This is a genomic window from Chamaesiphon sp. (assembly GCF_041737865.1).
GTDB lineage: Bacteria > Cyanobacteriota > Cyanobacteriia > Cyanobacteriales > Chamaesiphonaceae > Chamaesiphon.
This window is the reverse complement of sequence record NZ_JBGSQZ010000245.1, coordinates 1-10977: the sequence shown is the minus strand read 5'-3', so window position 1 is coordinate 10977 and position 10977 is coordinate 1. Positions and strand designations below refer to the sequence as shown.

The window sequence follows — 10977 nt, the reverse complement described above, 5'->3', positions numbered from 1 at the left end:
TGGTTTGGCCGAAATCAACAAGACTTTTGACTTGTCTCCTAGCTGGTATATCGAAGCTCTCAAGTACGTCAAGTCCAACCACGGTTTGACTGGTGATGCTGCGGTAGAAGCCAATTCTTACCTCGATTATGCGATTAACGCGTTGAGCTAGAAAGCTGGTGTCAATACCCGAAGTTATTTCCATCCGTTAGCAATTGCGTTAGCGAGGGGAAGTGGCTTCGGGATTTTTTTATCCTAAATGAAAAGCTAGATCAATGTAGTGTGTTAGGCGATAGCCGTAACGCACCAGTATTCGCTCCCAGGGATCTAATTTAGGATCGCTATATGTATGTAAAATTAGGGGAAGTGGGGTAAGCGGGTTTTGTCTCGAACCTCTGCACACAAGATTTTAGCGGCATAAACAAAGCCCCCGCAGGTTGATGTTGGGTTTTAGCTGCTACCAATTTACCAACAAAATAATTATGACCGATCCTGGCTTATTGAAAACCTTGCTTCAGGCGATCGAGTCGGCAGATTCATCCACTCGGATGGTAGCGGCTGTCGAGAAGTTAGCTCAGGCACGTCTAGAAGCTGCTGTACCTAATTTAATTGCGGTTTTGGGATATAACAATCCTGGGGCAGCAGTAGCGGCTGTAGAAGGGCTGATGGCGATCGGTAAGCCAGCGGTTCAACCTTTGTTAGAGTTATTGGATGGCTACAATTATGGAGCCAGAGCGTGGGCACTGAGGGCATTATCTGGAATTGGCGATGTCCGGGCACTAGATCTGTTGCTGGATGCGGCAAAAAATGATTTTGCGCTGAGTGTCAGACGTGCCGCCGCGAGGGGCTTGGGGACGATTAATTGGGATGAATTACCGATCGAATCGATTGACTCGGCTCAGGCTAGAGTTATTGAAGTATTACTCGCAGTATCTCAGGATCGTGAGTGGGTGGTGAGATATGCCGCGATTACGGGATTGCAGGAATTGGCGATCGCTAGTACTATTTCCAACCCCGATTTGACGCGTCAAATTTTGGGACATTTCGATCGATTGGTAGATGGCGATGAGGATCTCACCGTAATTGCGAGAATTTGGTTGGCACAGAAAGAGATCCAAACATATATTAATGAGATATTGAGTCAGCAACCCGAACTAGAGCCAAAGATCGCCATCGATTGGCAAGCAACACTAGCCAAACTCTATGCTCGAAAACGGCAGGAGCAGCCACATCCTGAAGGAGATCCGCATAAGTTTCGAGAGGTGGCTGCGGCGATTTTCAAAGGTGAGTAATAGCTATTGTCTACCCATTTGAATACTCATCTCAGCAACCTCCCTGTTGCTCGTCCATCATTGACCATCCTAATTTAGTCAGTGTCTCCGTAACGAGACACTGATGTTAATTTAATGAATAGATATTACCATCAACCAATAAACAAGTAATTCCTTTCGATCGTAATTGTTGAGTAGTCTTGTAAAAAACTCGACTATCTGGCACCTTAATCACTCTTTGAGTGCGTTGATTGGAGAATCTTTTTGCTACGCGATGATTATCAAAAACTGGTAGAGTGCGTTGCTGGATTTCTTCGCCAGAGATTTGTCCGAGATCGGCAAAATCTTTGAGTGGACGAACGATTAACTCAGCAAACTTGTCGATCACAATATAGCAAGTACGCGGTAAAGTAGCTTTTGAAAGCGGCGTGACTTGGACATTCAGCCGATCTTCTGTCAAAAATTGGTTTCGATCTACTTGCTCATCAGCAGACGTAGGTTCTTCATCCCAATCTTCTTCCGCAAATTCATCATCATCATCCCCATCGGCAATCTCTTCGCCAAACATTGCAGCTAGAGCATTGACATCTTCTGAATCTGAATCTTCTTCAAACTCATCTGTAAAAATTTCGACGATTGGTTCTGGTGCTGGTGGGTTAGAATAACGATCTTTTGAATCGGAGAGTATTTCTCTCAATGCTGGTGTGCGTGGGATTGGAGGTTGAACGGGGATTTTTGGCGATGGATCTGTTGTATAAATATCTGTATTATTCGCGCTTGGTACATCGGAAATAGCTACTTCAGCTATCTCGACGGCTACAGGTATCGGTTCTACAAAAATCTCGACGGCTACAGGTATCGGTTCAGTCTTAGTCACCGACTGGTTCGATGCGGTTGGCTCATCGATTGCCGCCGCCAACGGTGCTGAAGAGCGACGACGCACCCGACGACTAGTGTTGCTGTCTTCCTCGATGTTGCTGGCTGGTATGGATGGGACGAGATCGCGATCTGGCTCTGCCAATGTCGAGGCTAATGGAGCAGGATCTTCGCGATTGGGAATAACTGTGTCGGGTTGACTCGGATTATTGTCAACCACTAGTTCTGGCGGGATTGCCATTTGCACCACCATCGGCTCGTCTGTCGTTGCGGATTCCTCTTCGATTCCGACTTTAGATCCACGTTTTTGCTGGATCAGAACCTCATATTCAGCTTCAGGAATATTAGTTTTGAGGAGACGACTAATGGTAGAATTGCTGACTCCAAAACGACTGGCTAGAGATGCGGTGGTATCTCCAGCCAGACGGTAGAGATCGACGATCTCCAACTTATCTGCATCGGTAATTTTTTTAGAACTCATGTTTACTTAATAGCAGTTCGTCGGCGAGCTAGACGGCGAGCACGAATGGAGTTATCAAATTCTAGCGCAGCGGCAACACCAAACTGCACAATCCCAAAAATCCAGAACACTTCCATAATAGAGCCACTTTCGTATCCTTGCACTTGATTGTTGGCATAAGCGAACCAAGTGTCAGCAATATAGAAACATAATACAGCTTGAGCGATCATCCGCCAGGGTAATCCTAATTGACCGCCCCAGAATCCTAAAAATAGAATTGCGGCAAAAGTCAGCAGGACTAAATCGCAGAGCACATAGAATAAATTAAAGGTGCTAACGAGTGGCTGCATCGATCGATCGATCGATACTACCCAGTCAGGGGGTCGCTTTGACGAAGCGATCTTGCCTTTAGGGGGAATTGTCGGCACATTAATATTCACCATTGTCCCGCGACTAGTAGCTTGCGCGATCGTCATCACTCCGCTCTGCTGTGGTACCCTTACAGCTCTAGCTGAGAGCGTCGTCAGCCAGCAACCCATCATCAGACCGATAGCAGCTACACCAGCGACTACTACCCATTGCTGACGAGCCAGTTGGACATCTCGATCGAGAATTGCGAGTCTCATGCCAGCGATCAGAATCAAATAAAACAACACAAAAAACAGATTTCCAGCAGAAGCAGCGGGATTTAATCCCCACAGCATTTCCCAGAGACAAAACCACATATTTCCGCCGAGAAAGGCAAAGATCGCGATCGCAAACAATAGCCATACTGTACCGCCAGAAATATATGCACTCCGCCAGTTCCGTAGACACAAGCCACCAGAGATGAGTAACCCGACTTGTTCTAATCCAGTTGTAGCTAAAATAAACCATCCAGGGCGAGTTGTCTGCGGATCGACGACACTATAATTTAGATAAAGGAGCGAGGAAATTATCGCCCAAATCAATCCCCAGTAAATTACATATTCCCCAGTCAGCCAAATTTGTGGATCTAATTTTTTTGGTGATGATTTAGTCATGAATAGGGCATGGAGGTGAATAGAATTACTAATAAATAATCAAATGCCTAAAACTTCAGACAAGGTTATTTGCAGTGAGTCTGGCATGGCTTGAATAATATCGAGCGTTACTTTAGTGCCAAATTGGCGACCCATTTTTTTCTGAGTAAGCTGGTAGAGTTGACGATCGAACGTCATAAAATCTAGTCTAGACCAACCTAATCGAGCCAAACCTAGCGGATCGAGAGCCAGTAATCGATCGAGATCTACCTCAGCTTCGATCTGTGGAGTTACGGCGAGTAAATCTTTGGCAAATACTTGTAATTGTCTGGCTCCCAATAAATCCTGCCACTGTAACCAGAGTTCTTGAAATAGCCAAATACTAGCTTGTTGCAATTCCAGTTCAATCTCGCGATCGTCATTAATTCGATCGTTCAGACTCGATTTAGCTATCGATCGATCTAGTTCCCACAATGAATAATAGTCAACTTCCCGAACTAATAAATATCGATTTGGGTTGGAAATGCTCACAGCCCGATCGTTTAGTTCGATTAGTTGCTGCAATTGTTGTTGTGCGCGATCGAGTTTAGGAATAGCAAAAGCTTGAAGTAGGTTGTATATGTGTCCTCGATCGTTGAGCCTCAGTCTGGAGTGGCGATCGTCAGGGAGAGTGGATATCTCAATGTCTACTGATTGTGAAGCGATGATTGACATATCCGATCGGGCTGTGCCCATTCGTGAACGATAAAATAGCTATTATTATTTAATACCAAACATCCCGATCTTACCTAGAGTAATATTGCCGATCTCCTTGACTGGCTCGATCGCACCCAGAACAATCTTTTCATAGGTTTGGCACTTGACATCACTAAAATACCATCAAAGTATGCTAGGATATAGGGCTAATGCGGGTGAATAGCTCAGTTGGATAGAGCAACTACCTTCTAAGTAGTCGGTCGGGGGTTCAAGTCCCTCTTCACCCATTAAACAGTTGACAGTTGACAGTTGACAGCGAGGTTTTTAGGATAGGGTTTAGAACTCTGATTTTTATTAAAAGTTCAATACATCAGATCCGATCGGAACTATGCTGTCTTGAGCATAGTTCTGTATGATTATTTGGGTGGTTTGACAAGTATCGCCAGATACTGCGCCAACAACGACCGCTCAATTAATCACAACCGATCGCCGCCCGATGAAGAATACCCAAGCTCATCTCCTTCTTTGTCTGGCTTATGTCATTGGTTTAGTCGTTACCTTTAATCCGTGGGTGAGATGGGGCATACTTGTCGCGGCGATTCCAGTCATCTGGCTCCTGCCAAAAATTTGGAAAAAGAGTCCAAATTGGCAACTGTTATTAACAGCGATCGCGATCGCCGGATCTGCTAGTTTTTATCTAGAATTGCGAATTCCTAAACTTGCAGCCAACGATATTAGTAAATATATCCCCGCCACTGCCGAACGTGGTACTTCCCAATTTACGATCGTCCAAGGCATTGTTGATAGCTATCCCCACATCACCCGCAACCAGAATAGTCAATTTTGGCTCAATGCCACTCAGCTAAATGAAATTCAGGGCAACGATTTGCGCCCTGCAGACGTGAGTAGAACTGTTAATGGTCGCGTGTACGTTACGGTGCCTTTACAGAGCGGTACGGGCTTGCAACCAGGCGTAGAGGTGTCAATTACTGGGACTTTGTACCTACCCAAACCCAATGCTAATCCTGGGGGGTTCAGTTTTCGGGATTATTTGAGTCAATCGGGTGGATTTGCGGGAATGCGCGGGGTACAGTTGCGGGTACCAGATGAAAATCAGACGCAGCAATGGAGTTGGGGAAAGTTGCGGGCGCGGATTGCCGCGGCGCAGGTAAAATGGTTAGATGTGCCAGTTGGGCCGTTAGTAACGGCGATGGTATTAGGCTCGGATGCGGTAGATTTGCCGTTCGATTTGCGCGATCGATTTGTGCGCGTTGGATTAGCTCACGCGCTGGCTGCGTCTGGATTTCAAGTCTCGCTGATTCTCAATGCGATCCTCTCACTCACCCGCAAGCGATTGTCGGTGGTAGCACAGTCGAACCTAGGCGCGATAGCTTTACTGATTTTCTTGGGTTTGACTGGCTTCCAGCCCGCTGTAGTACGATCGATAGTGATGGGAATGGCAGTATTAATTGGGTTGCGAACCAACCGAAAAATTAATCAGCTCAGTTCGCTATTTATCGCCGGAACTTTACTATTAGTCATTAATCCATTGTGGGTATGGGATATTGGATTTGAGCTAAGTTTTTTGGCAACATTAGGATTAATTGTTACAGTTGAGCCATTACAGCAGAAGTTAGATTGGCTACCACCAACGATCGCGGATCTAATTACCGTTCCCCTGGCTGCATCGATCTGGACATTACCAATTCAACTCTATGTTTTTAAAGTTTTTCCCTTTTATAGTTTACCTGCAAATATTCTGACTAGCCCACTGATTAGTATCATTAGTATCGGTGGTACGATTGGGGCACTAATTGGATCGATTGTCCCAATTTTGGGTAGTGCTGTTTCCTGGATTCTGTATTTACCTACTCAGCTCTTAATTAGTATAGTCAATTTATTTAATTATCTTCCAGGTACATCATTTGCCGTCGGGCAGATTGCGCTGTGGCAATTGTTCGCTCTTTATGGAATAATATTGGGTGTATGGATCTTTCCCAAATGGCAAAAGAACTGGAGAATACTAGTATCGATCGGTGTTTTGTTAGTGATTGTCCCCTTAGCCATCTGGAAAACAACCGAACTGCAAATTACCGCGCTAGCTAGTAAAGATAGCCAAATCTTAGTCATCCAAGATCGCGGACATACAATCTTAATTAACAGTGGAAATGAGAGTAGTGCTAGGTTTGTAGTGCTACCATTTTTACAACAACAAGCCATAAATCGGATCGATCGAGCCATCGACTTCAATCGAGATCTCTCGATCTCAAACAGTTGGCAAACCTTGACACAGACTATGCCAATCGATCGTTTTTATAGTATTGATGGCGATCGTGAAGACAGCATAATTAAATTCGAGCTATTACCAATTGGTAAACTTCAGAAATTCGATCGAGTAGAAATTACTACAATCGAAACTAATCCAGCGATCTTCCAGATCGAAATCCCTGAATTAAAGCAAAAATGGCTAATCATCGGCGACAATATCGCAGATCGCGCACAACAAGCGATCGAGATAGAACAACTTACCCCAGTTCAAACTCTATATTGGAGTGGTGGTAGACTAGCAGAGCGAGCGATCGTCAAAATACATCCAAAAGTAGCGATCGCTGCTACAGCCAACCCCGATCCAGAAACAGTTAAACTATTAGAAAAAAATAACGTTCGGGTTTATTGTACTGGTCGAGATGGAGCAATTCAATGGACACCTACAGGTGAATTCAAGCCATATTTGGAAGGGGAAAAACTTTAAATAATTGATAATTGATAGTTGATAGTTGATATCTCAATCCTAAGTGAACAGCTATGTTGGTGTAGGTGTAGGGTGTGTTAGGCGAAAGCCGTAACGCACCATTATTTGATGCCAGGAATCTATTTAAACAGAAGTAAGGAAGGGTAAAATTACCGTATACAGTTCGGCGGGATATTCTTCGTGCAATCCTAGTGTTCCAGGTAAAGTGTGACTGATGACATTAGTAACTTCGGAGAGGGCGAACATTTCGGCTTTAGATTTGGGTGGGCTACTTTCACCGATCGCGACCAGCACGGGTATACTTAGGGACTCAAGATGGGCGATGGCTGCGGATCGATCGAGATAAGGATCTAGTCCCCCAGTTACAAACGCGGCTGCGCCATATCTGGCTCCTGGCTGTTGCGTCAGTTGTCGTTTTCGAGCGAGTAAATCGGGAGTCAATTTACTTGTATTGCTGTAAACGTGTCGCCGATACATAAATTCGAGAAAGCTAGGCGTAGTAGTAAGTTGATACAAAAATTGACCCATAATTGGTGTCCGAATTAGTTCGCGAACTCCTTTCAACCACGGTTTCTGTCCCCGCGCCATCGTCGGCAATGGCCCCCGCCAAGTGGGAGCGACTAAAACTAACTTAGACACGATATTTGGCACTGTAGCGGCGAGATTTAGGGCATATCCGGCGGCATGTCCAGCCGCGACTATTCTCACTGAGGATGTGTAATTATCCCGCACAAAATCCGCCAAAAACTGGCGATAGAGCGACGGCGCATAATCTAGACGGGGACGAGCGGAATCACCAAAACCTGGAAAGTCAATACTAGTAACCTGAAACTGCGATTTCAACTGAGCTGCTAAACCTGACATCTCAGTGCGGCTAGAAACGGTACTGAAAGAAGGTAGTAACAGGATTGGTTCGCCAATACCTACAGTTTCATGAGCAATGGTTAATGGTTGTTCTTGCCAATACCACTGATATTCGGACGCAGTGGCTGTGACAACTGGATATTTACTACTAGCAAGATTGGACATCAACAATCACCTCAGAAATTCAGTAATTTTTTGGGCGGATTTTAACTACTAATTGCGCTCTAAGCCTCTATTTTAACAACACCATTACTCTCTAACCAACTCACGATCGCGATCGAGCTGCTAACTTTTAACTCAAGCGGTTGGAAACCGCTCCTCAGGCTGTAAAGTCCGCCGAAGCTTTACTAATCAACTAGTCCACGTTCGCACAGCGTCTAGAAATAAGGCGGATTTTGCAACACTAGCCGCTGTCAACTGTCAACTTCAACTATCAACTATTTAACGCCCAATTTAGTCGCCCAACCAGAGAACCTACGCCAATTAGCTTTTACGACTTTATGCTGAACGATAAAGTGGATGACGATGAGGATCGCTAGAACTTTTGATGTGCGGCTGTGAGCTGCTGCGGCTGAAGATACAGCTTCTCCATCGACTGGAAATATATCTGGCATGGGCAGACCAAACAAGCTGATATTATGAGCATGATAAGCATTGGATAGCCAGTAACCACTCAGCGGTACCGCAAACATCATCAGATATAGCACGCTGTGTAAGGCAGTCGTAAGATACCAACTCTGAGTTAATTTAGGCAGATGTTTGCTATATTTTCGTCCCCAAACTCTCACTAATAGGTATCCACGCCAACCGAGCAACAGCAGTACGAGGACACCAAAAGATTTGTGAGCGTCGTATAGTAGTTCTCGAAAGCTGACTTTACCCTGAAGTTCTCCCATAATCTTGCCGCTCACAAACAAGATTGCGTAAAACATCGCCATCCACCAGTGAACGGACATCAGTTGTTTGAAGACAGAATTTAGCCTGGGTTTTGGTGTTGCTGCTGACATCTAAAATATCCCTTGAGTTGTGCGCTACTCGATCTAAAGTAAATCATTTTTAGCATATTCAAACTCACAGACGTAGAATAATCCGATGAGTTTACAGATCGAGCTGTAAAATATAGATCGTCTGTCCCGATCTCCCTAAGTCTTCCGGAATTAAATCGCGATCGACTGAAGTATATAGACATATATCCGCGTCTCCATGACAGCGGCTTCGCACGACACTACAAATCTAAAACATATGGCGAAGAAAGGCATTGTCACCGCAGCACTATTAGTAGGAGCTGCTGGAGCGGGATTTGCAGGTTATAAATACCTTTATAGCGGACAAAGTAACCCTCGCGATCTGGCAGAGGTGATTCCCGCAGACGCATACATGGCGGCGTATATCTCTAACGAACCAGAAGCTTGGGCAAAGTTACAAAAATTTGGGACACCAACAGCGCAAAAAATCATTACCGCTCAACTCAAGGAAGCCGAACAAAACTTTCTGGCTCAGAGCAAAATGGACTTTAACAATGATATTCAGCCGTGGCTAGGTAATATAATGGTAGCAATATTACCAGATACTAGCGATCGATCGGCTAAACCTCACATTTTGGTAGCAATCGGCATTAAAGATAAAATCAAGGCTCTGAACTTTGCCAATAAGCTTAAAGCTCAAAGTAAAGAACCGACTAAAAAACTTGACTACAAAGGGATCGAGATCGCGGATAATAGTCAAGGTAGTAACCAAATATTTAGTGCGATCGTTAACGATCGATTAGTCGTCGCACCCGAACAACGGACTCTAGAACTCGCCATCGATACCGCCAAAGGGCAACCCTCACTCGCGAGTAAAGCAGGTAATGATTGGTTCAAAGCCGATACCCTTCAGCTCAAACAGCCGATTATGGCATTTTATTTGCCTGACTATCTCCAAGGTGTTCAGCAGCTACTAAAATCTGGTAAACAACCAGTCACGCTCGATCCGGCTACCCTTAATCAGTTGAAAAAAATCCAGTCCCTCGGTGGTGGCATTGCGATCGATGATGCTGGGATTAGAATGAAATTGGTTGCTAAAACTGACGGCACTACGCTGAGTTTACCAACTACGTCAGCTAAAGCGATCGGGAGTTTCCCCGCTGAAACCTTTGCGCTGATTGGGGGGACTGGATTGAGCCAAATTTGGACAGAGGCGAATAAAGTCGCTCAGACTCAACCAGGAACTCAACAAATTTTTACTCAAATGCGTCAGGGATTCACCCAGTCTACCCAGTTGGATCTCGATAAAGATGTATTTAGCTGGATGAGTGGTGAATATACCATAGGCATGATGCCTGTGAGTAGGGGGATTACCGCTATGGCGGGCTTTGGCGGTGCCCTAACGATCGATAGTACCGATCGCGCCGTTACCGACAATACCGTGACCAAATTGGTCAATCTAGCCAAAGGTTATGGTTTGAGTGTCGAGCAACGTCAAGTTGGAAGTACCCAGATCTCCGACATCAAGGCTCCGGCTGGACAAGGTACGCTATTGAGTTATGGCTGGTTGAACGATCGATCTTTAACTGTAGCTGTGGGCGACGGCTTGCTGGACAAAATTGCCAACCATGCTGGCGAATCGATCGATCGTACCCCAAATTTTGCCGCCACTATGGGCGCGATGCCCTCGCCAAAGCAGAGTTACAGCTACATCGATGTTGAAAAACTCTACAGTCTATTCAATGGCAAGATGAGCAGCGCAATGGGTAAAGCCATCCCCGCCGATGCCAATGCAATGATTACTTCTGTGCAGGGATTGGGAATGAGTTCGACTCAACCAGATAAAAATACCAATCGAGTTGAAGCTCTACTCACGCTTAAACCCAACAAGTAGGGATCGCATATTTGCAATTGAACTTATCGATGATGGTTATTTAGATCGATCGATTATTTGATTTTAGTCGATCGGGTCGGCTCTCCTGTACTTAGGGTGATAATTTAAACTTATTCAAATGATCGGAGCGGAGCGGAGATTATTTGAATAAGCAAGCCAACAGTTTTTCTCTCATCGATTTGAAACTAGCAAAACCGTAACTTTGGCGGAGAATTAACT

General features: G+C 45.1%; 8 protein-coding genes, 1 tRNA gene and 1 pseudogene. 5 read left to right on the top strand and 5 right to left on the bottom strand.

Annotated features, from left to right (window positions below; all coding sequences use genetic code 11):
* Positions 1-151 (top strand): annotated as a pseudogene (locus ACEW9J_RS18580) (phycocyanin subunit alpha); the annotation flags it as partial.
* 310 nt (positions 152-461) lie between these two features.
* Entirely contained in the window at positions 462-1271 is an 810-nt protein-coding gene (locus ACEW9J_RS18575) for a HEAT repeat domain-containing protein (protein ID WP_373546585.1), read from the top strand.
* Positions 1272-1377: 106 nt separating this feature from the next.
* Here the strand turns inward: ACEW9J_RS18575 and ACEW9J_RS18570 are convergent, their stop codons facing one another.
* The 3 genes from ACEW9J_RS18570 to ACEW9J_RS18560 are packed head-to-tail and all read right to left on the bottom strand — an operon-like array spanning position 1378 to position 4301.
* Positions 1378-2607: a transposase gene (locus tag ACEW9J_RS18570; RefSeq protein ID WP_373546584.1), complete on the bottom strand. Its 1230-nt coding sequence runs from the start codon at positions 2605-2607 to the stop codon at positions 1378-1380.
* A 2-nt stretch (positions 2608-2609) separates the two neighbouring features.
* The gene (locus ACEW9J_RS18565; protein ID WP_373546583.1) at positions 2610-3608 is read right to left on the bottom strand and encodes a hypothetical protein; all 999 of its coding nucleotides are present in this window, start codon (positions 3606-3608) and stop codon (positions 2610-2612) included.
* A gap of 39 nt (positions 3609-3647) precedes the next feature.
* Positions 3648-4301: a hypothetical protein gene (locus tag ACEW9J_RS18560; protein WP_373546582.1), complete on the bottom strand. Its 654-nt coding sequence runs from the start codon at positions 4299-4301 to the stop codon at positions 3648-3650.
* A gap of 195 nt (positions 4302-4496) precedes the next feature.
* Here ACEW9J_RS18560 and ACEW9J_RS18555 point away from each other — a divergent pair.
* Both ACEW9J_RS18555 and ACEW9J_RS18550 read left to right on the top strand, forming a co-directional pair.
* Positions 4497-4570: transfer RNA gene (locus tag ACEW9J_RS18555), tRNA-Arg, on the top strand.
* Positions 4571-4779: 209 nt separating this feature from the next.
* Positions 4780-7035: a ComEC/Rec2 family competence protein gene (locus ACEW9J_RS18550; protein ID WP_373546581.1), complete on the top strand. Its 2256-nt coding sequence runs from the start codon at positions 4780-4782 to the stop codon at positions 7033-7035.
* Between the two features lie 123 nt (positions 7036-7158).
* Here the strand turns inward: ACEW9J_RS18550 and ACEW9J_RS18545 are convergent, their stop codons facing one another.
* Both ACEW9J_RS18545 and ACEW9J_RS18540 read right to left on the bottom strand, forming a co-directional pair.
* A complete protein-coding gene (locus ACEW9J_RS18545) occupies positions 7159-8064 on the bottom strand; it encodes an alpha/beta fold hydrolase (protein WP_373546580.1) in 906 nt (301 codons plus the stop codon).
* 272 nt (positions 8065-8336) lie between these two features.
* Positions 8337-8906, bottom strand: a complete 570-nt coding sequence (locus ACEW9J_RS18540; RefSeq protein ID WP_373546579.1) for a cytochrome b — start codon at positions 8904-8906, stop codon at positions 8337-8339.
* Positions 8907-9141: 235 nt separating this feature from the next.
* On the opposite strand from ACEW9J_RS18540, the gene ACEW9J_RS18535 reads away from it, so the two are divergent.
* The gene (locus ACEW9J_RS18535; RefSeq protein WP_373546578.1) at positions 9142-10758 is read left to right on the top strand and encodes a DUF3352 domain-containing protein; all 1617 of its coding nucleotides are present in this window, start codon (positions 9142-9144) and stop codon (positions 10756-10758) included.
* Positions 10759-10977: the final 219 nt, after the last annotated feature.